Source organism: Alteribacillus iranensis (genome assembly GCF_900113025.1).
GTDB lineage: Bacteria > Bacillota > Bacilli > Bacillales > Marinococcaceae > Alteribacillus_A > Alteribacillus_A iranensis.
This window is the reverse complement of sequence record NZ_FONT01000001.1, coordinates 757234-779948: the sequence shown is the minus strand read 5'-3', so window position 1 is coordinate 779948 and position 22715 is coordinate 757234. Positions and strand designations below refer to the sequence as shown.

At 39.7% G+C, this 22715-nt stretch carries 24 protein-coding genes and 1 other annotated feature; of the genes, 18 read left to right on the top strand and 6 right to left on the bottom strand.

All coding sequences use genetic code 11. The annotated features are described in order from the left end of the window. Window positions 1-4: 4 nt before the first annotated feature. The 3 genes from BM095_RS03855 (at window position 5) to BM095_RS03845 (ending at window position 1246) form a co-directional block, all read left to right on the top strand. Entirely contained in the window at window positions 5-232 is a 228-nt protein-coding gene (locus tag BM095_RS03855; protein WP_091657621.1) for a YlbE-like family protein, read from the top strand. A 91-nt stretch (window positions 233-323) separates the two neighbouring features. Next, window positions 324-743 (top strand): hypothetical protein, encoded by a 420-nt coding sequence (locus BM095_RS03850; RefSeq protein WP_091657618.1) that lies wholly within the window; start codon window positions 324-326, stop codon window positions 741-743. Between the two features lie 59 nt (window positions 744-802). Next, window positions 803-1246 carry a YlbF family regulator gene (locus tag BM095_RS03845; RefSeq protein WP_091657617.1) on the top strand — a complete coding sequence of 148 codons (444 nt, stop codon included), beginning with the start codon at window positions 803-805 and terminating at the stop codon, window positions 1244-1246. A 134-nt stretch (window positions 1247-1380) separates the two neighbouring features. Here BM095_RS03845 and cbpB read toward each other — a convergent pair whose 3' ends face one another. Then, window positions 1381-1821 carry a cyclic-di-AMP-binding protein CbpB gene (gene cbpB / locus BM095_RS03840; protein WP_143083173.1) on the bottom strand — a complete coding sequence of 147 codons (441 nt, stop codon included), beginning with the start codon at window positions 1819-1821 and terminating at the stop codon, window positions 1381-1383. Between the two features lie 379 nt (window positions 1822-2200). Here cbpB and BM095_RS03835 point away from each other — a divergent pair, with 379 nt between their 5' ends. From BM095_RS03835 to BM095_RS03810, 6 genes are all read left to right on the top strand, one after another. Beyond that, window positions 2201-2767, top strand: a complete 567-nt coding sequence (locus tag BM095_RS03835; protein WP_091657614.1) for a nitroreductase family protein — start codon at window positions 2201-2203, stop codon at window positions 2765-2767. Window positions 2768-2776: 9 nt separating this feature from the next. Beyond that, window positions 2777-3112, top strand: coding sequence for a hypothetical protein (locus tag BM095_RS03830; RefSeq protein WP_091657611.1), 336 nt, complete (start codon window positions 2777-2779; stop codon window positions 3110-3112). Between the two features lie 225 nt (window positions 3113-3337). After that, a complete protein-coding gene (locus BM095_RS03825; RefSeq protein WP_281243858.1) occupies window positions 3338-4708 on the top strand; it encodes an aspartate kinase in 1371 nt (456 codons plus the stop codon). A gap of 732 nt (window positions 4709-5440) precedes the next feature. Further along, window positions 5441-6502 carry a pyruvate dehydrogenase (acetyl-transferring) E1 component subunit alpha gene (pdhA, locus tag BM095_RS03820; RefSeq protein WP_091657608.1) on the top strand — a complete coding sequence of 354 codons (1062 nt, stop codon included), beginning with the start codon at window positions 5441-5443 and terminating at the stop codon, window positions 6500-6502. Window positions 6503-6567: 65 nt separating this feature from the next. Then, entirely contained in the window at window positions 6568-7530 is a 963-nt protein-coding gene (locus BM095_RS03815) for an alpha-ketoacid dehydrogenase subunit beta (RefSeq protein WP_245757803.1), read from the top strand. Window positions 7531-7545: 15 nt separating this feature from the next. After that, entirely contained in the window at window positions 7546-8784 is a 1239-nt protein-coding gene (locus BM095_RS03810; protein WP_091657602.1) for a dihydrolipoamide acetyltransferase family protein, read from the top strand. Between the two features lie 12 nt (window positions 8785-8796). Here BM095_RS03810 and BM095_RS03805 read toward each other — a convergent pair whose 3' ends face one another. The 4 genes from BM095_RS03805 to proB form a co-directional block, all read right to left on the bottom strand. Then, window positions 8797-9645 carry an ion transporter gene (locus BM095_RS03805; RefSeq protein WP_091657599.1) on the bottom strand — a complete coding sequence of 283 codons (849 nt, stop codon included), beginning with the start codon at window positions 9643-9645 and terminating at the stop codon, window positions 8797-8799. Window positions 9646-9843: 198 nt separating this feature from the next. Next, the gene (gene proC, locus BM095_RS03800) at window positions 9844-10671 is read right to left on the bottom strand and encodes a pyrroline-5-carboxylate reductase (protein WP_091657596.1); all 828 of its coding nucleotides are present in this window, start codon (window positions 10669-10671) and stop codon (window positions 9844-9846) included. A 94-nt stretch (window positions 10672-10765) separates the two neighbouring features. After that, window positions 10766-12022 (bottom strand): glutamate-5-semialdehyde dehydrogenase, encoded by a 1257-nt coding sequence (locus tag BM095_RS03795; protein ID WP_091657594.1) that lies wholly within the window; start codon window positions 12020-12022, stop codon window positions 10766-10768. Window positions 12023-12024: 2 nt separating this feature from the next. Continuing rightward, window positions 12025-13143: a glutamate 5-kinase gene (gene proB, locus BM095_RS03790; RefSeq protein ID WP_091657591.1), complete on the bottom strand. Its 1119-nt coding sequence runs from the start codon at window positions 13141-13143 to the stop codon at window positions 12025-12027. Window positions 13144-13270: 127 nt separating this feature from the next. Then, window positions 13271-13510, bottom strand: a binding site (T-box leader). A 173-nt stretch (window positions 13511-13683) separates the two neighbouring features. Between proB and BM095_RS03785 the strand changes: the two genes are divergently transcribed. The 6 genes from BM095_RS03785 (at window position 13684) to BM095_RS03760 (ending at window position 19146) form a co-directional block, all read left to right on the top strand. Then, the gene (locus BM095_RS03785; protein ID WP_091657590.1) at window positions 13684-13971 is read left to right on the top strand and encodes a YlbG family protein; all 288 of its coding nucleotides are present in this window, start codon (window positions 13684-13686) and stop codon (window positions 13969-13971) included. Window positions 13972-14194: 223 nt separating this feature from the next. Continuing rightward, entirely contained in the window at window positions 14195-15403 is a 1209-nt protein-coding gene (locus tag BM095_RS03780; protein WP_091657587.1) for an MFS transporter, read from the top strand. Between the two features lie 231 nt (window positions 15404-15634). After that, entirely contained in the window at window positions 15635-16192 is a 558-nt protein-coding gene (gene rsmD, locus BM095_RS03775; protein WP_322787591.1) for a 16S rRNA (guanine(966)-N(2))-methyltransferase RsmD, read from the top strand. Window positions 16193-16218: 26 nt separating this feature from the next. Continuing rightward, window positions 16219-16695, top strand: a complete 477-nt coding sequence (gene coaD / locus BM095_RS03770) for a pantetheine-phosphate adenylyltransferase (RefSeq protein ID WP_091657584.1) — start codon at window positions 16219-16221, stop codon at window positions 16693-16695. A gap of 103 nt (window positions 16696-16798) precedes the next feature. Continuing rightward, window positions 16799-18649 (top strand): asparagine synthase (glutamine-hydrolyzing), encoded by a 1851-nt coding sequence (asnB, locus tag BM095_RS03765; RefSeq protein WP_091657582.1) that lies wholly within the window; start codon window positions 16799-16801, stop codon window positions 18647-18649. Between the two features lie 119 nt (window positions 18650-18768). Next, window positions 18769-19146, top strand: coding sequence for a rhodanese-like domain-containing protein (locus tag BM095_RS03760; protein ID WP_091657579.1), 378 nt, complete (start codon window positions 18769-18771; stop codon window positions 19144-19146). Window positions 19147-19298: 152 nt separating this feature from the next. Here the strand turns inward: BM095_RS03760 and BM095_RS03755 are convergent, their stop codons facing one another. Beyond that, complete coding sequence (locus BM095_RS03755; protein WP_177194673.1) at window positions 19299-19814, bottom strand: YusW family protein; 516 nt, start codon at window positions 19812-19814, stop codon at window positions 19299-19301. Window positions 19815-20089: 275 nt separating this feature from the next. Between BM095_RS03755 and BM095_RS03750 the strand changes: the two genes are divergently transcribed. The 3 genes from BM095_RS03750 to BM095_RS03740 all read left to right on the top strand — a co-directional run bounded on the left by BM095_RS03750 (window position 20090) and on the right by BM095_RS03740 (window position 22335). After that, the gene (locus BM095_RS03750) at window positions 20090-20368 is read left to right on the top strand and encodes a DUF3219 family protein (RefSeq protein ID WP_091657573.1); all 279 of its coding nucleotides are present in this window, start codon (window positions 20090-20092) and stop codon (window positions 20366-20368) included. Between the two features lie 466 nt (window positions 20369-20834). Further along, window positions 20835-21332: a hypothetical protein gene (locus BM095_RS03745; protein ID WP_143083172.1), complete on the top strand. Its 498-nt coding sequence runs from the start codon at window positions 20835-20837 to the stop codon at window positions 21330-21332. 55 nt (window positions 21333-21387) lie between these two features. Beyond that, window positions 21388-22335 (top strand): threonine ammonia-lyase, encoded by a 948-nt coding sequence (locus BM095_RS03740; RefSeq protein ID WP_091657567.1) that lies wholly within the window; start codon window positions 21388-21390, stop codon window positions 22333-22335. The last annotated feature ends 380 nt before the right edge of the window (window positions 22336-22715 follow it).

Sequence of the window (22715 nt, the reverse complement as noted above, 5' to 3'; positions counted from 1 at the left end):
GAACATGCAGCCTGACATGTATCAATTTATTACATCGAAACCGGAATATAAAGAATTTATTCGTTTCCATCCACACTGGTATCGACGTTTGAATGCAAATCCAGAAACCGTTTATGAGTTCATTGAAGAAGCTCGGCGCTATCATGGGCAGACGCTTCCCCAAAAGCTTGAACGGTGGAAAAGCAACATGGACTTAGCTTTAATGCTGTTTAATCTGATTAGTAACAAGTAAAGTGGTTTAAAAAGACTTCTCTGCCACATAATAAGTGAAGTACGTCTCAAGATAAGAGAATCGTGCAACTTTTAGGCAGAGGAGGATTTTTATGTGGAAATATATCATGTTAGCGTTGAGTATAGGAAGTCTGACAGGGATGTTTTTGTTTCATGGTGAAGAATCACAAGCAATGGAGATATTAGAAATTCGCAGCGACGTTTCCGTCCAAGCTGCCAATATGAAAGGGATAAAACAAGAAAATTGGTCACTTCAGTATAAATTGAAAAACCAAGATTTATACGTAGAATGCATCATTCCTGATTTCTCTTTAACTAAAGAAATGAAAGAAAATGGAGGGTACTTGCTTATTAAGATGAATGGTCAAAAAACTGCAGAAATGCATCAAGCAGCTTTCATGTTGAAAAATATGCCTCCCGGAGAACATACGATGGAAATCATACCAGTGGAACACAATGGTAAGCAATTTGCAGAACCTATTTCGTTTGAGATAAAAGTAAATCAGTCGTAGTGATTATACTTTTCATCCATCGTTGATAGAATGTATAATAAGAAGATGGAGGTGTTTTCATGTCTGCAGTAGTTTCTGCTTCGACAGACGTATTAGAAGAGGCTCAAATAATGGGGGAAGCTATTCTACAGTCTGATGTATTTATAGATTATCAACAAGCAAAACAGCGGTTAACAAATGATGAGGAAGCTCAAAGACTCATTAGTGAATTTAATAAGTGGAAAGATCAGTATGAGGAAGTTCAGCGTTTCGGAAAATATCATCCAGATTATAAAACCATTTCCCGTCATATACGGTCAGCGAAACGGGAAATGGATATGCATGAATCCGTGGCATCTTTCAAAAAAGCGGAAAAAGCACTAGAAACGTTATTAAATGAAATTTGTGCTGAGGTAGCCGGAGCTGTTTCTCCTACGATTAAAGTTCCTACAGGAAATCCTCATTTTGATAATGCCTCTTGCAGTGGTGGTTGTGGATCAGGGCAAGCCTGTGGTTGTTCGTAAAGTGGCTAAAAAATTGTGTCCATAACTATTAAAAAACTCCGAGCTGGGCAGCTCGGAGTTTTGTGGTGTATAAAGGGCCATCTTTCTTTTAAAGACAGGTAGAATGCAGGATTTATGGGTAAGAAAACGTTATGTTATTTTCCAAGATGGCGGTGAATGAGAGCAAGAATAGAACGGCGTGTCATAATACCGATAAAAGATTGCTCATCATCTTCGATACATACAAAAGGATGGTTAATAGAGAGCATAAGAGCCTTCCCGAATGTTTCATTTTGATTCATTCGCGGTACTTTATTAGACATCACTTCATCAACTTTATAATCATGAAGCCTCTCCATTTCAATACGCTCAATACCCAAGATGGAATCTAAAATTTGAGCTTTGCTTATTTGGCCCTGTACTTTATAATCCGTATCGAGTACAGGGATAGCTGTGTAGCCTGATTTAATCAATACAAGCAATGCGTGATCCAGTGGATTATTTGATTGTACATGAGCTACTTTTTCATGAGGGATCATTAATTTTTTAATTTCATTATCCATAATTTGACTATCTTTTAATGCCTGAAGCAACATACTTATCACTTTCTTTCGTTTAAATTTACAGGTCGAAAAAGAAAGTGGCCCAATTGCCGAAAATCTTTAGTATCCAATTTAATAGTAGGGTGTTAGAAATAGGATGTCAAGATAAAGATGTAAGCGTTTTCCTATGTAGGGAAACCCTAACGACAAGGAAAAGACAAAACTCGACATAATTCTCTAATACCCGTTTCATCAATCCGTAAACATCTTATCCGCCAGAATAGGATTCTTTCTGTTTATCCTATGACTTAGGAGTAATTTTTTGACATAGTTTGCGTGGAAAATTCGTTGATTTTTCAAGTGGATAACTGGGAGCATACTTAAAAAAACGGTATAATAAGAGTTGGATAGAAAAAGAAGAGGAGAGGTAACTATGGAATTAAGAGAAGGGCTATTAACAAGAAGAACTATCAGCACATTTTCAAAGCAGCCTGTAGACCGTGACATCGTTAAGCGAGCCACGGAATGTGCTATGCTCGCCCCTAATCATAAAAATACGGAACCATGGCATTTCTATATATTAGAAGGGGAATCAAAAGAGAAATTAGCAAAACGCCGAGGATATTTTAAAGCGTCTAAATTTGAGGAAGGTGACGAAAGAGCAAAGACAGCGCAAGAAAAGGGATATCAATCTATGGTAGATCTTCCGTGGGTTGTCGTAGTTACTGCGCGAAGAACACCCGAGGATCCTGTGCGTGATCGAGAAGATTATGCAGCAGTCTCTGCAGCTATTCAAAACTTCATGCTGTCTGTATGGTCAGAAGGCGTAGGTACAAAATGGTCTACTGGAGCCCTCGTTCAGGATGAAGAAGTGGCCCGTATTATTAGTGCAGAAGAAAATGAAGAAGTCGTAGGGATACTCTTTGTTGGCTATCCAGAAGGTACGCAGCCTAAACCAAAAAAACGTCATGAAGCAGAAAGCATTACATGGTTGGATTGAGGAGATAATGTGAAGAAATTAATCAATGGAGCGATCATCTTATTTGTTATTTTAATTGTTTCGGGATTTTTGATACCGGTCCAACTGACAGCTCCCCCTGATGTCCGTACTATTGTAGATCATACGAACCAAGTGTACGTCACCCCTCCGTGTTTCAATGAAGCGGAATTAACTAATTATTTACAGGAAACGACGTATCAGGAGGCAACTGAATTAGGATACAAACCTGAGTCTTCATGTACCGCAGACAGCGTAGTAGAAGAGGAGGTCCCTATCAACATCGCTCTCTTTAAAATGATGGGACTCCGGGAGACAAAATGGGATGATGAAGCGGTTTGGCAGTAGAGAGTAAACATTGAGCAGCTAGGAAAAGTCAGGAGATCTTCATTCGGGTAAGGATACGCGAAAGATTTAAAGCGTAAGCAGGTTGACTTTTCCTGAGGTGCTCATAAGTATAAGAACTGTACTTAACGGAATGACAGCGACTTTGTAGACGAGAGGTTGTTGTGATAGTCTAAGATTTGTGCAATTTCAGAAACGTCGAAAGACAAAAGTGGGAGTTGTGGAGAATTGTTAAAAGTAGCTAAATTCGGAGGGACATCCCTCGCTAATGCAGAACAAATGAAAAAAGTAACAGGTATCGTTACGTCAGACACGGACAGAAAGGTCATTGTCGTATCTGCACCGGGGAAGCGCAGCGGTGAAGATACGAAAGTGACTGATCTTCTTATTGAATTAGGTGAAGCAGCGTTAAGTAAAAAGGATACGGAGACAGCCCTGCAACATGTGGTCAGCCGTTACCGTGAAATCGCGGAAGAGTTAGGATTAGGTGAAGAGATAACAAACACGATTGAAGATGATCTGCGCAGCCGACTTGCCTTCGATACCTCACACTCTGCCCAGTTTATGGACCAACTTAAGGCGAGTGGAGAAGATAATAACGCAAAATTATTTGCACGATACTTACAGAGTATGGGCTATGATGCTGAGTATGTGAACCCAGAAGAAGCAGGTTTATTTGTAAGTGATACACCGGGAAATGCTCAAGTTTTACCGGAGTCTTACGAAAATCTGTATCAATTAAGAAACAGAAGAGGAATTTTAGTATTTCCTGGGTTTTTTGGCTATTCGAAAGAGGGACGTCTTGTCACGTTTCCTAGAGGAGGCTCTGATATAACAGGTTCTATTCTTGCGGCGGGAATTAAGGCAGATTTATATGAAAACTTTACGGATGTAGACTCCGTATTTGCTGCTAACCCGACAGTTGTGAGTGATCCAGTGGCAATTAAGCGCATGACATATCGTGAGATGAGAGAGCTATCTTACGCTGGCTTTGGCGTGTTTCATGATGAAGCGCTTATCCCTGCCTTCCAGAGTAACATTCCGGTTTGCGTAAAAAATACAAATAACCCGGAATCAAATGGTACAATGATCATCAATGAGCGAGAGTACGCTTTAAACCCAGTCATTGGGATTGCAGCAAAGAAAGGGTTTAGCACTATTTATGTTCGTAAATATTTGATGAACCGAGAGATTGGCTTTGGTCGCCGGCTATTAGAAATTATTGAGGATGAAGGGATATCTTACGAGCACATGCCTTCAGGAATTGATGACACTTCCGTCATATTAGAAGAAGATCAATTAACTCCGGAAAAAGAGGAAAATATTTTGAGGCGCGTACGTGACGAATTACAAGTGGATGATGCTTATATTGAAAAGGACCATGCCATGATCATGCTCGTCGGTGAAGGCATGCATGAGACAGTAGGAATTGCGGCGCGTGCAACGAAAGCAATGTCCGATCAAGGAATTAATATTGATATGATCAACCAAGGGTCATCAGAAGTCTCCTTATCTTTTGGAATTCATGAAGATGATGTAGAAGTAGCCATTCGAGGCTTATATGAAGAATTTTTCAGTTCCAAGGAAGTATTACAATAGCTGTAGTTTTATTTTTACGTATCGAAGCAAAAGTCAGGCTTATAGGCCTGGCTTTTTTTGTTATAAGTTGGATAGGGAGTTAGCGAATTAAGGGTGAGGGAGTCTTTAGTAGAGATATCCCAACCAGTAAATGAAAGGATGTCCTGGAGATTACAAGCGTAAAAGCAACATTGTGACCGGTGCCACAATAGGTGTAGGCGTTTCATTACATCATTTTAACGGATGAAATATATATCGTAATATTTTATTGCTCCAAAGCGTTAACACTTATAAGTGTTAACGCTTTAAATCACATTATATTAATAAAATAAAAGCCGAAACATAATATAGTAATAAAAGAAAACGAGTTCATTTTTTTTCGAGAAGTTATTTGATGAAAATACGCATGAACAATCAAAAATTATATGTTATCGTTCGCCATTTCGATTTTGAGGTATGATGGTAGGTACAGGAATGATGAGCACTGCAACACAATTAAAAAACGCTATGATTTCACTTTGTATAACATTCGGATATTAGAAAAAACAGTGAATTGGCGAATTGAATGGAAAATAGAGTGCTTGAACAAACTGCACTAATTTTTGAAAGATTTATAACAAAATCATTGACTTTATATATTCAGTTATAGTAAATTCAAGTCAAATATAAGCATTACAGATTAAAAGAAAGCGTATGAATTTCGTCACTATTTTTGAAAGCGCTTTATTAAGTGAGAAGGAGGGATAACATTCTATGAATTTTCCACTTGTTCGTTGTATAAAAGAAGATGGAAACATGGTAGATCCTTCTTTAAAGGAAAAAATATCTGAGGAATTGGTGAAGAAATTTTACTTTCATATGAAACGAATTAGAGCTTTTGACAGAAGTGCCAAAAATTTACAAAGGCAAGGGCGACTCGGAACATATGCCATGTATGAGGGGCAGGAAGCCGCTCAAGTAGGAAGTGCATTAGCGTTAGATACGATGGATTGGATGTTGCCAACATATCGGGACCACGGTGCGCTATTAACGCATGGCGCTGAAATGATGAGAGTGCTTTTGTATTGGAACGGTCGAATGGAAGGGAGTTTTCATCCTGGTAAGCGAATTTTTCCACCAGCGGTACCGATAGCGACACAACTTCCGCATGCGGTTGGTACAGCTTGGGCAGAGGTTCGAAAAGGCACAAATAATGCGTGTTTAGTATATTTTGGAGACGGTGCGACATCTGAAGGCGATTTTCACGAGGGTCTTAACTTCGCCAGTGTTCTAAAAAGCCCGGTTGTCTTCTTTAATCAAAACAATGGATATGCTATTTCCGTTCCTGTCTATAAACAAATGAATTCAGAATCAATCGTGCAAAAAAGTGTAGCCTACGGCATACCTGGTATTCGAGTAGATGGAAATGATATTGTTGCTGTTTATTTTGAAACACAGAAAGCCTTAGAACGGGCCAAGAAAGGCGAAGGTCCAACTTTGATTGAAGCAGTTACACAAAGATTTGGAGCCCATACTACCGCGGATGACCCTTCAAAATATAGAGATCAGGAGGAAGTAGAGCGGCAACGAGAACACGTAGACCCGATAAGAAGATTGGAAAGATTTATGCATAAACATGGGTTTGAGAATGAAACGTGGATAAAAGAGACAGAGAAAGCAATTGAAACAGAGATACAAGAGGCAATTATGGAAATGGAAAACTTCCCAAAAGCAGAAATAGAAGACATCTTTGATCATGTGTTTGAAATAATGCCACGGTCTATTGTTGAACAAAAAAATGAGTACATGGAATGGATAAGGGGGGAAAAAGTTTGAGTCTCATATCCGCTAATAAGAAAAATAAAACGAATGATTTTGCGCTGGGACAAAAGAATATAACAATGGTGCAAGCAATAACAGACGCACTTGATGTAATGCTTGAAAGAGACGAAAGAGTAATGCTTTTAGGAGAAGATATTGGTAAAAACGGAGGTGTATTTCGAGCAACGGATGGACTTCAAAAAAAATATGGCGAGGATCGGGTCGTTGATACTCCGTTAAGTGAAGCAGGTATCATTGGTACAGGGGTGGGACTGGCAGTCAATGGGATGAGACCGGTTCTTGAAATACAATTTTTAGGGTTTATTTATCCAGCGTTTGAACAAATCGCTACCCATGTCACAAGAATGCGAATGAGAACGCGAGGAGAACTAACAGTACCAATGGTCATTCGCGCTCCCTATGGGGCAGGTGTAAGAGCGCCGGAAATACATTCAGATAGCACAGAAGCCTATTTCACCCATATGCCAGGTATTAAAGTTATTTGTCCATCAAGTCCCTATGATGCAAAGGGGCTGCTCATTTCTGCAATGGAAGATCCTGACCCTGTATTATTTATGGAATCCATGCGATTATACCGGTCTGGTAAAGAAGAGGTTCCGGAAGGTTATTATAAAGAGGAAATCGGAAAAGGAAAGAAAGTAAAAGAAGGAAAAGACGTAACCGTTATTACGTGGGGAGCTATGGTGAAAACAGCTAAAGAAGCGGCAGATTCAATGGAAAACAGAGACATAGAATGTGATGTTATTGATGTACGAACATTATATCCTCTGGACCAAGACATCATCGCTGACTCCGTGCAGAAGACAGGAAGAGTAGTTATCGTGCACGAAGCTCATGAAACAGGTGGAGTGGGAAATGATATTCTTTCTGTGATTAACAAGCAAGCATTTATGTATTTGAAAGCTCCCATCGAAAAGGTAACAGGTTTTGATGTGCCAGTGCCCATGTTTTCACTTGAAGACCATTATTTGCCTTCTGCGGCTAGAATTCAAACCGCCATTCATAAAGTGTATTCATTCTAAGAGGGAGGGGAGGGCGTGAAAGAAGTTAAATTACACGATATAGGAGAAGGGTTGACAGAAGCAGAAGTGATTAAATGTTGGGTTGTCTCTGGACAGTTCGTGGAAGCAGACGAACCACTGCTCGAAATTCAGACTGATAAGATGACGGCTGAACTGCCTTCTCCTTCTGCTGGAGTAGTCAAAGAAGTACGAGTAGAAGAAGGAGACACCATTACCGTAGGGACGACTGTAATAGTATTAGAAAACGAAACAAGTGACCGGGATAGGGAAGTTGAAAAACCGCCACCTTCTTTTCAAAAGAAGAAGAAAGTTCCTGATAAGGACAATAAATACAATCGAGTAAGAGCAGCTCCATATACCAGAAAAATAGCGAGAGACTATGGTATTCAGGTAGAAGAAATAGCAAAAGTACATTCAAGTGACATAGTGACCGAAGAAGATGTTCATCAATACGTAAGCATAAATAAAAAAAGAGAGCCGGAGAACGAAAGTAAATTCACACCTTCAACAAACTTGATGAAATCATCCAAACAGAAAGATAGTGACAGAAAGGGAGCGGGATCAGCGGAAATACTTCCATTTAAAGGGGTACGAAAACAGATTGCCAAAAGAATGACGCACTCTTTATTTACAATTCCCCATGTCACTCATTTTGAAGAAGTGGATATGTCACGTTTATATGAACTGAAAGAGGAGCTAAAAAGAGTAGATAGTTCCATTTCAGCAACGGCGTTTTTCGTAAAAGCACTTGTTATCGCACTAAAAGACTTTCCTATATTTAATGCAGAATTAGATGATGAAAAAGAAGTCATCTATTTAAAAAAAGAGTATCATATCGGTCTTGCCGCTGATTCGAAACAAGGTTTGCTAGTACCGGTATTGAGAGAAGCAGACAAGAAAACAATAAGAGAATTACATGAGGAAATAAAGAATCTAAATGAACGAGTACGAGGAGGGACATTGTCGCCGTCTGAAATGAAAGGGAGTACAATCACGATTAGCAATGTGGGCCCTATGGGAAGTATAGGGGCTACTCCCATCATTAATTACCCTGAGACGGGTCTCGTCTCCTTCCATAAGACAAAAAAGAGAGCTGTTGTCACAGAAAAAGACGAGATCGTCGTGCGTCCAATGATGAACATATCGATGTCTTTCGATCATCGGGTAGCAGATGGAGGGACAGCAGTGTCTTTTACTAACCGTCTAGCTGAAATATTAGAAAACCCGAAAGAATTGCTATTGCACTTAAGGTAATCCCACCTTGCCTTATTGCTTCCTTATCATCAATTCTTTCAGCTCTTGGATTTCTTTACGTAGTTCCTGTAAGTCTTTAGGAGAAACATTTGGATTCGCAGGTTCGTTGGCTTCTTCTTGTTTATTTTTTTTGAGCTCTTGTGTTTCCATTTCATTTGCTTTTTCGACGTTGTTAACAATCACGCCCACAAACAAGTTAAAAATCACAAAGGTTCCTACAAGAACAAAACTCACAAAATAAATCCATGACCAAGGGGAATGCTCAAAGATTGGCCACATTACTCCCGTGGCCCATGATTCTAATGTCACCACTTGGAAGAGTGTGAGCAGGGATAAGAAGATATTTCCAAATTGATGAGGAGCTATGTTTTGAAATAACAGTGTACCCATCACGGCATATATATAAAATATGATACTCATTAATAAAAGTATATTTCCAAGGGCTGGTATTGTTAGTAACAATGCATCAACCAATCTACGGAGGGCAGGCATAACAGTGATTGTTCGTAATACACGTAATACTCTTAATACCCGGAGAACGGTTACAAAGTGAGCTCCAACAAAAACATGACCTGCGAACACGATGAGAAAATCAAACCAGTTCCATGGACTGGTGAAGAAAGAGTAAAATGGCCGAGCCCCTATTATACGAAGAAGTATTTCTACAGTGAAAATCCATAATAATAACCGATCGGCTGTATAAAACCAAGAAGAGTAAGACTGGTAAAGCTCTGGAAAAGTTTCTAACCCTACAATAATTGCATTGATAAAAATGCTCACCATGACAATGGTGATAAATAACCGGTGTTCTGTTAACTGATGAATCTTATCTCTCCAATGCGAATGAACTACTCGTTCCATAAAATATGAATCCTCTCCTTAAATAACATGAGGTGAATACTAACTGGCGATAAGTAATGGAAAACGAAGGATACAAAAACTTGACTGACCAAGAAAAATTGATGTCTATGCAGAGACGTCACCTATAAAAAGCGGCGAAAAGATATGGCATAAAAAAACTGTCCCGCTGTGGTGAATAAGTCGGGACAGTCGTTTCGTTTAGGATTCAGGAGAAGAACCTAATTCGGCTGCACGTTTCATAGAAGCTTTCATGGCATCCTTAAAATGTGCTGCTACATTATTTTCTTCCAGAACACGAAATGCGGCTTCTGTTGTGCCGTTTGGACTCATTACCTCTTGATACAATTCTTTCGGTGTTTTTTCTGAAGAACGCAGTCGTTTCGCTGCACCTGCCAATGTCTGGATGATGAGTTCTTTTGACTCTTCTTCAGGAAGGCCAGCTTCTGCAGCAGCTTCTTCCATCGCTTCTACAAAGTAATACATATAAGCAGGGCCACTTCCTGATATGCCAGTAATCCGATCAATCTCAGATTCATGAAGAATGCTAACCGCACCTACGGCAGAGAAAAGAGCACGAGCCATTTGAATGTGGTCTTCCGTTGCATACTGTCCAGCACATATTACGGTTGCTGAGGCCCCGACTTTCGCTGATGTGTTGGGCATCGTTCGGATAATAGCAGGATTTCCGCCAAAGAGTTGTTCCATATAGGAAGTGGACACACCGGCTAACACGGAAATAAGCAAGTGTTGATCATGAAGATGCTCCTTCAATGTATGTGCTGATTCTTCAATGTGTTTTGGTTTCATAGCCAGGACAATAACCTCAGCTTTTTCCATTGCTTCTTTGTGTGAAGTGGTTATCGATACACCATACTGGCTATGAAGTCGTTGCAATTTTTCATGATTGGATTTATTGGTAACGATAATGTTTTCTGCGTCTAATAGTTGTTCAGAAATTAAACCGGCAAATATGGATTCCGCCATCGAACCGGCCCCTATAAACGCAACTTTTTTTCCTTCTAGCATGACACGGCCTCCTATTCCTGTTCTTATATCATCTATTGGAATGCAATAACAAGAGAACTGAATCGTTATTGTCTAGAACAGTAAGCTGATACATTTACTTAATTTGTCCATTTCCATGGACTACATATTTTGATGAGGTAAGTGCCTCTAATCCCATCGGACCTCTTGCATGTAATTTTTGAGTACTTATCCCGATTTCTGCGCCAAAACCAAATTCAAACCCATCAGTAAAACGAGTGGACGCATTATGGTAAAGAGCCGCAGCATCAAGCTGTTGTAAAAAAGCTTGTTTATTTTGTTCATTTTCTGTAACAATTGCTTCAGAGTGCCCCGTTCCGTATTGCTTAATATGAGTGATTGCTTCGTCAGTATCTTGTACTGTTTTCATCGCAACGGTTAAATCTAAATATTCTTCCGACCAATCTTTTTCCGTTGCTTCTTTCACATTATCATGTAGTTTTTGGATGTTTTTATCGCCACGAATTTCCACATCTTTATCGATAAGGGCCTGAATTAATTCATACCCATGCTCAGAAGCCCACTTTTCATGCAGTACAATCGTTTCTGCAGCATTACAGACAGAAGGACGCTGAGTTTTAGCGTTAATAGCAATTTCAATGGCCATCTCACGTGCAGCCGATTCATCAATATACACATGACAATTGCCTACTCCTGTCTCAAGTACAGGGATGGAAGAATTTTTAACAACAGCTTGGATTAATCCGGCTCCGCCTCTAGGAATTAATACATCCAGATATTCATTCATCGTAAACATTTCAGAAGCGGCCTCTCTCGACGTGTCTTCTGCAAGTTGAACGGCATCCGTTGGGATTCCTTGTCTGATCATGGCATCATGGATGGAAGAAACGATCGCTTTGTTAGAATGGTAGGCAGATGAACTACCTCGTAAAAACACAGCATTGCCTGTCTTAAGGCACAACGCAGCAGCGTCAGCCGTTACATTAGGTCGTGCTTCATATATAATGCCAGCGACCCCAAGTGGTACGCGGATTTTTTGTATTTGCAACCCATTTGGTCGTTCCCAGCTATCTATCATTTGACCGATAGGGTCTTCTAATGACGCAATTTGTTCGAACCCTTGTGCCATCCCTTCAATTCTTTCTTCAGATAAGCGCAAACGATCTATTAATGCAGTGGAAAGACCGTTGTCCATTCCAGCTTGTATGTCTTTTTCATTTTCCCGAAGGAGGGTCCCTGTATCTTTGAGTAGTTGCTCGCGCATAGCTAGTAGGAGGTCATTCTTGTCTTTTGTTGTTAGTTGTCCAATTTGATCAGAGCTTTGCTTAACTTTTTTTCCTTGTTCTCTCATTGTCGATAATGCATTGCTCATTCTTATACTCTCTCCTTTTCAATATAGACCCAGTCATCTCGGTGGATGACTTCAGGGCGTTTGGTTTTTGTATATTGCGCGGCTTCTGCAGTAGACTTGCCTTTTATATCATTTAATTCGTCCGCTGACATATTCACTTGTCCTTTGCCAAGCAAACGACCATGAATATCCTTCACCTCTACTACTGCTCCCGATTCAAAACGGCCATGTACGGTTGTAATTCCAGCGGGGAGAAGGCTTTTTCCTTTAAATAACAAGGCTTTCTTTGCACCGTTGTCAATGTACAGTTCACCGGCTGGCAATGAATGAAGAGCAAGCCACTGTTTCTTATTATTCAATACTTCATTACCGCTGAACCCGATATACGTCCCGTTTCCTTTTCCGGAAATAATATCGACTAGGCAATTTTCCTGTTCTCCTAGGCCGATAAAAACACGCAATCCTAGTGACATAGCTGTCTTTGCTGCATCTAACTTCGAACGCATACCACCTGTCCCAACGTTACTGCCAGCTTCTCCTGCCTGTAGATACAGCTCGTCTGGGATTTCACTCAAAAACTGGTATCGTTTGGCATCGGGGTGGCCTTTTGGATTGGCGTCATAGATGCCATCAATGTCTGTTAATATAAGCAGACAATCAGCGTGAATTAATCCACCTACGAGAGCTGATAACATATCGTTGTCTCCAAAAGTAAGCTCATCAACGGCAATTGTGTCATTTTCATTAATGATTGGGATCACGCCGCGACGCAATAGTTCACTTAAGGTGGCATAGGCATTTTGGTACTGCAGTTTATTTGAGAAATTGCTTCTCGTTAATAAAATTTGGCCAGTCTCATATCCGTATTCGCTAAATGCTTCGGTATAAGCTTGCATGAGCAACCCTTGTCCTACTGCTGCTGCAGCTTGTTTTCCAGCTAATGTAACTGGACGTGACGGGTATTTAAGTCCAGAGAAACCAGCTGCTACAGCACCGGAAGATATAAGAATGACTTGGTGACCTGCAGTACGTAACTGCGCAATTGCAGAAGCATACATATTTAATTTTGTACGGCTTAATTCGCCGCCTGGTTTTGTTAAGGAGCTGCTCCCTATTTTCACTACGATTCGTTCTTTTTTCATTATTTCACCTAGTTTCGTTACTCTTCCCACACAGCAATAATAATTAAATCATAACACGGAAGGGGAGAAGAGTTAATAAACTTGTTATCACAATCCACGCAACCATAAAAAAGCTCTTCTGTCCCTAGTAAAGGACGGAAGAGCCTGGTTTCCGCGGTACCACCTTTCATTGGATAACACTGTTTTGAAACATGTTATCCCGCTTGGCTCCTGTAACGAAGGAAAGACGGTCAGACATGGCTAAGAATCTATCCCTGACAGCTCAAGGGCAGGTTCGAAAGAAGGCGGTCTTATACAGTCTTTCAGCCAAGGACTATACTCTCTGCAAGTGCCATCCCTATCTACTATTCCCTATCCGTGCTTTTACGTGTCATCTCACAATTCTTTCTGTTACATATTATTATGAAATGGTACATATCCATTGTCAAGCATGTTACACACAGTACGTGAAACATAATTTTATTATGTAAACATAACTTTATTTTACCAAATGGGAAAAAGCATGCTACACTATAAGAAATGGGAAAAGGAGAATATCCTATGTATCAAGAAAGAATCGGTCTTGCTGTTTGGCTCCACTCTCCAAAGCAGGCACGACATTTGCGTAAATTTGGTATCGTTCACTATGTCTCAAATCATATGAATTATGCTATCTTATATTGTAGTTATCAAGAATCAGATTCCATCGTAGAAAAACTTGAAGCGTTACCTTTTGTGAATAAGGTAGAGAAGTCGCAAAAACCTTCATTAGAAACAACATACAGTGGTCCTCTCCACCCGAGAGAATCACAAGAGCGTAAAGCAATACAGGCACAAGCAGGTATTTAAAGCATGCCGTTTAAAAAAGGATCAGCAAACAGTGAGAGAAAAGTAAGCTTCTGATTGAATAATCGGAAGCTTTTTATTGTACTTGAAAGGATATCAGGCTAGCGGGTAGTCGAATACAGCGAATCGATGCTTTGCATGTTTCAAGAATGTTATTTGTTTGCCAGTTTTACTGCTCTATAATATAATAGCGGACAATTGTAGCGAAGAAAGAAGGGCCTTTTTCGTGGAAGACTGGAAAAAAAACTTATATATATTAACGGCATCCGTTTTTATAGTCATGTCTGGTATGACCATGATTATTCCTTTTTTACCATTATACCTTCAGGAACTTGGAGTTACAGGGCATCGGGAAGTTACTATTTGGGCCGGTCTCATTACGGGGATAAATTTTTTCAGTGCTTTTCTTGTTTCTCCTTTGTGGGGGCGGTTAGCGGACAAACATGGTCGGCGCCTCATGGTGTTGCGATCTGGTTTTGGAATGGCTATCGTCATGGTGTTAATGGGATTTGCCACAGGACCATGGAGCCTTTTCTTTTTCCGGTTATTAAATGGGACGATATCAGGTTTTAACCCTGCATCCATTGCCTTAGTTTCAACAAATACACCGAAGCAGCATGTCGGTTATGCGTTAGGTATTTTACAGGCAGGATCTGTTGCAGGGACAATCTCGGGACCGCTGTTTGGTGGATTGATGGCGGAGGTATTCGGTTTTCGAACGATCTTTAATATTACTGGACTGTTCGTAGCAATCGCTGCGGTTACAGTTCTTTTATTTGTTAAAGAAGATTTTACCCGGCCGGAAACTGAAGAAAAAACAAGTACTTGGCAGGATTTTAAAAAAGTTGCAGCGATACAGCCAATTCCATTTATATTTGTCCTCGTATTTATCATCCAGTTTTCATTGATTGGTTTAAACCCAATGGTCTCTCTTTTAGTGGATGAGTTAAGCGGTGGTACGAATAGTGCCTTTTTTGCAGGTCTTGCTGTATCAGTAATGGGGTTTGCTAATATGACAGCTTCCCCTAAGTTAGGGAAACTAACGGATAGAAAAGGAGCACAGTATGTTCTTTTTGGTTCTCTCATAGGGGCGGCTGTCTTTTCTATTCCACAAGCCTTTGTCACTGAATTATGGCAGCTTATTGTTATGCGTTTTCTAGTAGGTTTATGTTTGGGAGGTTTGTTACCAGCTGCCAATACGTTAATACGTAAGCTGTCACCTAACGGGATGGAAAGCAGAACATATGGGTTTTCCAATAGCTTTCTTTTCCTCGGTTCAATGTTTGGATCCATGGCTGGAGGATTGATTGCTTCAGCAGTTGGCATTCGAGGTTTATTTTTAATCGCTGCCTTGTTGCAAGTCATCGGAGTGTTTATTATTTACTACCGTGTAATACCTAAATTGCGAGAAAAAAGAGGCTGTTCCTCAGGGTAAAGGAACAGCCTGCCCGATTTTTCGGGCTATGGGAGAGGAGAAACCGGAGGAAGAACTTATGGGGAAAGTAAGTCTTCTCCGCGGTTAACAGCAGCATGGCTTCATGCTGCTGTTTTTCATTATTACCGCAAAGGATGGTAATTATACTTATTTTTCCTAAAATCCTCAGTGAAATTGCCAGTTTTTAAACAATTGTGGTAGGATAAAGTGAAACTTCAGTAATTAAAGGCCGTGAAAAATATGAGAATAATTTCGGGAGACTACAAAGGAAGAACAATAAAAGCGGTTCCTGGAATGAAGACAAGACCCACCTCGGATAAAGTAAAGGAATCTTTGTTTAACCGAATTGGACCCTATTTCGATGGAGGAGCTGTCCTTGATCTCTACGCTGGCACAGGAAACTTAGGCATCGAAGCGTTAAGTAGAGGCTGTGACACTTGTGTATTTATCGACCAATCTTCTCAGGCTGTTCGTGTTGTGAAACATAATATAAAAAATTTAGGCATCATGAAAAACACAGAAGTGTATCGTAATGACGCAAAACGTGCGTTATACATAATGGGGAATAGAAAGAGATCGTTTGACCTCATTTTTTTAGACCCGCCATACGCCAAAGAACAACTGAGCAATATAGTGGAAATTATTGAGGAGCAGAATTTACTTACGGAAGAGGGACAAATTGTCTGTGAACATCATTCAGAAACAGTTTTACCTGAAGATATTCAATCATTCCGCAAGTCGCAAGCGGTTACATATGGAGATACGGGAATTACTATATATACATACTGAACTGGAGAGAGAAGGAGGGCCTGTTTATGGCAGCCATCGCAGTGTATCCCGGGAGTTTTGACCCGGTGACAAACGGTCATTTGGATATCATTGAAAGAAGTGCAAATGTTTTTGATAAAGTAATAGTTGCGGTCTTGCACAACCGTAACAAAGTACCATTGTTCTCCGTGGAAGAGCGTGTCGATATGTTAGAGAAATCAATCAATATTAATAATGTTGAAATTGACTCATTTAATGGGTTATTAATAGACTACGTGAGAAAGAAAAAAGCTTATACTATTGTTCGGGGACTTCGTGCTGTCTCTGATTTTGAATATGAAATGCAGGCGGCATCGATTAATCGTAAGTTAGACCCGGGGATTGAAACTTTTTTTATGATGACAAATAACCAGTACTCATACTTAAGCTCAAGCATTGTGAAAGAAGTAGCTAAGTATGAAGCTGATGTCAGTACACTAGTTCCTCATGTAGTACAAAAAGCTCTGTATGACAAATTTAAATGAATGGACTAGCCTCTTTATGGAGGCTTTTTTTGTGGAATTGGTATCACAAATCAAACTTACCTTCATATAATATTCAGGTCAACGAAGAAGAGGGTGAGTAAACATGTGTGGGATAACTGGATGGGTAAATTTCCGAAAAAATATAAGTCAAGACACAAAGGTCGTTGAAAAAATGGCCGCTACGTTAAAGAGAAGAGGCCCTGATGACTCAGGAACATGGTCTTCCTCCCATTGTCTTCTCGGTCACACAAGATTGGCAGTGGTAGACGTGACTGGCGGGAAACAACCGATGACTAGAAAATATCATTCGCGTCTATATACCATTTGTTATAACGGAGAATTATACAACACAGAAGAGATACGCACAGAGTTAAAACGCCAAGGCTATACTTTTCAATCCTATTCCGATACGGAAGTACTACTTGCGGCTTACTCGCAATGGAAAGAGAACTGTCTTCGCCATTTGAATGGAATTTTTGCTTTTGCTATTTGGGATGATGAATTGCAGCAATTATTTGCGGCTAGGGATCGATTAGGAGTAAAGCCATTCTTTTTTTCTCAAGGTTCCGAAGGATTTCTTTTCGGCTCTGAGCAAAAAGCAATTTTGGCTCACCCCGGTGTAAAAGCAGAAGTAAATACAGAAGGGTTACAAGAGATATTCGGGCTTGGACCTTCTCGTACTCCCGGGCATGGTGTTTTTCGGGGAATTGATTCTCTCCGTCCAGCGCACGCCTTCATTTATTCGAAAAACGGCTTGAAAACATGGAGATATTGGAACGTGAAAAGTAAAACTCATGAAGATTCATTAGAAGAAACCGCATCAAAAGTAGGAAATATATTTACAGATGCAGTCACACGTCAGTTGGTGTCTGATGTTCCAATATCAACTTTTTTATCCGGCGGTCTTGACTCAAGTGCTATCACAGCTATTGCAGCAAAACATGTAGAAAAAGAAAAAAATGAAAAACTGCATACTTTTTCCGTCGATTACGCAGAAAACGAGAATTATTTTGTGAAAAGTGATTTCCAGCCAGATATGGATCAAAATTGGATTGACAAGATGGTGAAATACGCTGGGACTCAACATCATAATGAAATCATATCCACGGAACAGCTGGTTGAACGATTGAGTGAAGCTGTGAAAGCCCGTGATCTTCCAGGGATGGCGGATGTTGATTCTTCCTTATTATGGTTTTGTCAGAGGATTAAAGAGAGAACGACCGTGTCTTTATCTGGGGAATGTGCGGATGAAATTTTCGGAGGTTATCCTTGGTTTCATAAGCCGGAATTGCTGCACCACGAAGGTTTCCCGTGGATGCCCTTCCATAGCGAACGAGAAACATTATTAAGTGACTACTGGAAAAACAAATTATCGCTGTCTGCTTATGTGAAAGAGCGTTATCAAGAGACGACAAATGAAACGCCTTATTTAGACGGAGAATCAAAAATAGAAGCGCGTCGTCGTGAGTTATTTTATATGAATCTCCAATGGTTTATGACCACGCTTCTTGATCGTAAAGACAGAATGAGCATGGCAGCCAGTTTAGAAGTTCGTGTTCCATTTGCAGACCATCGTTTAGTGGAATACGTATGGAATGTACCATGGCATATGAAACAAACAGAAGGACGAGAAAAAGGTATACTCAGAAATTCGCTTAAAAATTGTCTTCCTGAAAACATTTTATATCGTAAAAAAAGCCCGTACCCCAAAACGCACCACCCCCGCTACACTAAACAAGTAAAAGAGTGGCTGCTTCAAATATTGGAAAATCCTTCTTCTCCTATTTTATACTTTATCGATAAACAGACAGTAAAAGATATCGCACATTCAGGGGGAGCCGCGTATACTACTCCTTGGTTTGGTCAGCTCATGACAGGACCTCAATTATTAGCCTACCTTATTCAAGTGGACGTCTGGATGCGAGAGTATAATATTAATATAATAGAATCTTAATCGATTGGATTTACTCTTAATATAGAGGGAGTACCGTTCGAAAACGATAAAAGATTCTTTTGTTGACACTATACCCCCACCCATATATAATTTGCCAGTGAATAAAAAAGGAGGACATTATGTATTTATTCCTAGCATTGATTATTTTTTCACTGGCAGTAAGTATGGCGAAGAGATTAATTCCTGTGCCAGGAGTTCATCCCGTTGATATAAAGCATATCGAGAAAGACACTATTTTCGTGGATGCAAGGGACTATCAAACGGCTGAGCGCGAAGGCTGGGTACCTGAGGCATGCCGTATTCCTTTGCCTTATGTAAATCGTCAATATAATAGCTTACCAGATAAGCAAATAATATTACTCGTTTCTGATCGAGTAGAAAAAAATTTATATGCGCGTTTGTTATTAAAAAAAGGCTATCGAGTGGTGGGATATAACATTCCTCACGCTAAACAAACATTTAGCAAACAAAGACAGGTTTGCTCGCAAACGGATTAAAATAATAAATTTTCATCTTTTATGAGGCTGTATCAACATGTTTACAGTTGAAAGACTTATAAAATAAGTATATCCAACTTCCTGCTACAGCCTCTGCTATTTTAGGGAGGGTCACGTGAAAAACTGTTCAATGACCTGAATGCGTCATATTATTAATTATTATGATCTTCATATTCTTTTTCGGTGTTGTTTGGGAAATCGATTTCTAACTCAAAATCCGTGTAATCGTTATTTAGTTCAAAACCGTCTACGACCTCATTAATGACTTCTGTTTCAGATGACTCTTCGTTAAACGAAAATGAATCAAATACAGGTTTTATTTTCTCCATTGCTTCCACATCAGTTAAAGATTCATTATTCCTCTCATCTTCCCAGTCTGCTTCTATTTCCCCGTTGTTTTTCTCTTCATAGTCGACTTCAAACGACTGTCCATCGCCATATTCCACATCTAAATCAAAATTCTCGAACGAGAAACGATCATCTGTTTGTTGGGAGTTATCCCCGTTTGTGTTTTCCGTAGAATCTGACGTGTTTTCTTCGTGAATGTCAGGTGTTGGCTCATTCGTAGTAGTGGAAGGGGTATCGTCACTATTATCCGTTCCTGCTCCACAGGCACTCATTATTGTTAATCCTGCCGTTACCATGAATGGTGTGATCCACTTTTTCATCAGAATAGCGCCTCCTTTCCTTAGCAAATATTCCCGATAGATTAGTTGTTTAACCATCAAATATTAAACGTTATTTATACAGACGAGAATCTTGTAATAAAATGTTTTAGGTTCCAAAGGCGCGAGCATAGAGAGCTAAGTTATATTTACAGAAATGGTACAATATAGGGAGGATTTTAAGCTTCGTTTTGTTAGGGGTCATGGATAGCCAGTTCGACGTGATAAGGAAAAGGAAACACATGTATCTAAAATACGTGATATAAGGAGGGTGCAACTTGGCACACGACATATATTTAAACAATACAAAAATAAAAGTGAGTCAGTTTAACGTAGAATTAAAGGAAGGTAAAAGATTAGTGTCTATTGTTTTTCCAGTTACTAGTGAGAAATACCATGATATTACCACGCTTTTATATCAAGAGACATTTCAGTTAATCGTACCTCAAAAAGAGATTAATACCCACGTGAAAATAATGAAGTATTACACGTCCATTACTAACTTATACGAAGAAAATCAGGTTGGCGAATTCACTCTCCAATTAATAGAAGACTAAATAGGTTTAAATTAATTTGGATCATCTTTTACACGTTGTTGTCACAGCACAAACGTTACCTATAAATCGAAATGGATAGAGAAAACATTTATTTCGCATATTACGCTTTTCTATCCCACACACCTTGTGGCGCTTCTAATGTGTACGGTATCCTCTGTTTTGTGAGCGTGGCCTAATTTTGTTTTGACGAAAGGATAGGTCGAACCATCCCAAAAAAGTATACATGACATGCTAAAATAAAGAAAACAGAAGTAAGAGTGGAGAGAGTGTATAAAGAGCAGGGAGAAGAGGTATGGACAGAGACGATCATATACGGTCGAAGCGAGAAAAACATTACAAAAGAGATATTTCCCTATTGGTATTGGTCCTGCTTATATTCATAGGTTCAGCAATTTATGCAGCTTACGAACAAGGGATGCAGCGAGGAACTTCAATAGTAGAAACGTCTCAAGAGTCGTTACATGAGATGGAACAAGCCTTAAAGGCTGCGAATAGAGAGTATAAGCAAACTGATCAACGTTTAAAGAAAATAAAGGGAGATTATGAAGAAGCATTAAAAATTGCCGAAGAAAAACAGCAGCTACAACAAGAAATAAAAAAATTAAAAGAAGAAGAAAAAGCTTTGAAACATAGAATATCTACTTTGAATGAGGAAAAGAAATCACAAGAAGAACAGTTAAAATTACTACAACAAAAAATAGAGCTTAATAAGGAAAATACGATATATCTTCCTGCGGGAGGATTCACCGTAGGCAGCGATATTCCTCCTGGTAAATATATTGTTAAGCCCCATGGAGGAAACGGAAATTTTCTGGTGAATAATGGGTCGAAAGCAAATATTATGTTAGGGGAGCGGTCAGAGAGTATTTATTTAGAAGAATACATGCTTGAATTTGAAAAAGGTGACACGATTGGTACTTCTTTACCTACTAAATATATTCCAGTAATAAGTGAAGACGAATAAATGCAGTAGAGAACGCTGGGTGAATTTAAACAAAGAAGCAAGGAGGAAGGATACATTGATCACTTTATCCGATATTAAAAAAGCACGTGAAACTTTAAGAAACACTGGTATCAAACAGACACCGGTGCTCACATCTCAATTGATCTCTGAAAGATATCAAAATAGAATTTTATTTAAAGGAGAGCATTTACAAAAGACGGGAGCGTTTAAAGTGCGTGGGGCTGCTGTGAAAGTAGGACAAGAAGTAGCAAAAGGGGCAGACCATGTTATTGCCGCCTCTTCAGGAAATCATGGACAGGCAGTGGCCTATCACGCGCAAAGGCTAGGGGTTCGCTCTACTATCATTGCCCCTGTTGATGCAGCAGCTTGTAAAAAAGATGCGATAGAAACTTATAAAGGTAACATCGAATTGTGCGGGACAACCTCGGAAGAAAGAATCACCAGAGCTAAGCAATTGGCAGAAGAATCAGACGGAAGTTTTATCCCTCCTTATGATGATCCAGCTATCATGTCTGGGCAAGGTACTGTCGGTTTAGAAATTTGTGAACAGGTTGATCAACTAGACGCTGTTTATGTACCAGTAGGCGGGGGAGGTCTCATTTCTGGTACAGCTACTGCGATTAAAGAACAATTTCCTCATGTACGAGTAATTGGTGTTGAACCTAGTTTAGCTAATGATACGTATTTGTCTTACCACAATGGAAGACGAACATCTATACAGAAAGCTCCCACCATCGCAGACGGTTTAAGAGCTTCCATTCCAGGAGAGTTAACGTTTCCAGTTCTACAAAAATATGTAGATGACATAGTGCTCGTAAGTGAAGAGGAAATAAAGGAAGCATTTACTCAAATATTTACTTACATGAAACAAGTTATTGAACCCTCCTCCGCGGCAGCAGCAGCAGGAGCATTTAAACATCGTAATCAGAATGAAAATGTCGTCGTTGTTGTCTCAGGAGGAAACGTGGACCCTGCAGTAATACCGGATTTATTAGTACAGTAAGACGAGCAGCTTGTTCTTTCTTTGTATTTATCCGTGTATAGATGTCCAACAACCATATAGGAGATAGAAAAAAGACAACAAGTGAGTAAATGAAAAGAAATCCAGCGTCTATTGCATGGATTTCTTTTTTTATGTAAGGACTTTTAAGGGATGTAACAATAGTCCTCGGCTGCCCTCCATTGATCCTCCCTTTTGATTATCTCATTAGGCAGACCTTGTGCATGTAACTGAAGTTATCCGTTGTTCGGGACATCAGAATCAATATGTAAAGAAACTAAACTTTACCAGTTTACCCGTATATAGAAATGGGAAAGGGCTTTATAAGTAACTGAAAATACTTGTTTTTTTAATGAACGATGAACAATGGATGGGGGAATAAC

Bases quoted from the DNA above. Each gene is read 5' to 3' on its own strand.
- BM095_RS03855 (WP_091657621.1), top strand. From the start codon at position 5: ATGCAGCCTGACATGTATCAATTTATTACATCGAAACCGGAATATAAA.
- BM095_RS03850 (WP_091657618.1), top strand. From the start codon at position 324: ATGTGGAAATATATCATGTTAGCGTTGAGTATAGGAAGTCTGACAGGG.
- BM095_RS03845 (WP_091657617.1), top strand. From the start codon at position 803: ATGTCTGCAGTAGTTTCTGCTTCGACAGACGTATTAGAAGAGGCTCAA.
- cbpB (WP_143083173.1), bottom strand. From the start codon at position 1,821: ATGTTGCTTCAGGCATTAAAAGATAGTCAAATTATGGATAATGAAATT.
- BM095_RS03835 (WP_091657614.1), top strand. From the start codon at position 2,201: ATGGAATTAAGAGAAGGGCTATTAACAAGAAGAACTATCAGCACATTT.
- pdhA (WP_091657608.1), top strand. From the start codon at position 5,441: ATGAATTTTCCACTTGTTCGTTGTATAAAAGAAGATGGAAACATGGTA.
- BM095_RS03815 (WP_245757803.1), top strand. From the start codon at position 6,568: ATGGTGCAAGCAATAACAGACGCACTTGATGTAATGCTTGAAAGAGAC.
- BM095_RS03805 (WP_091657599.1), bottom strand. From the start codon at position 9,645: ATGGAACGAGTAGTTCATTCGCATTGGAGAGATAAGATTCATCAGTTA.
- proC (WP_091657596.1), bottom strand. From the start codon at position 10,671: ATGCTAGAAGGAAAAAAAGTTGCGTTTATAGGGGCCGGTTCGATGGCG.
- BM095_RS03795 (WP_091657594.1), bottom strand. From the start codon at position 12,022: ATGAGCAATGCATTATCGACAATGAGAGAACAAGGAAAAAAAGTTAAG.
- proB (WP_091657591.1), bottom strand. From the start codon at position 13,143: ATGAAAAAAGAACGAATCGTAGTGAAAATAGGGAGCAGCTCCTTAACA.
- BM095_RS03785 (WP_091657590.1), top strand. From the start codon at position 13,684: ATGTATCAAGAAAGAATCGGTCTTGCTGTTTGGCTCCACTCTCCAAAG.
- coaD (WP_091657584.1), top strand. From the start codon at position 16,219: ATGGCAGCCATCGCAGTGTATCCCGGGAGTTTTGACCCGGTGACAAAC.
- asnB (WP_091657582.1), top strand. From the start codon at position 16,799: ATGTGTGGGATAACTGGATGGGTAAATTTCCGAAAAAATATAAGTCAA.
- BM095_RS03760 (WP_091657579.1), top strand. From the start codon at position 18,769: ATGTATTTATTCCTAGCATTGATTATTTTTTCACTGGCAGTAAGTATG.
- BM095_RS03755 (WP_177194673.1), bottom strand. From the start codon at position 19,814: ATGAAAAAGTGGATCACACCATTCATGGTAACGGCAGGATTAACAATA.
- BM095_RS03745 (WP_143083172.1), top strand. From the start codon at position 20,835: ATGGAACAAGCCTTAAAGGCTGCGAATAGAGAGTATAAGCAAACTGAT.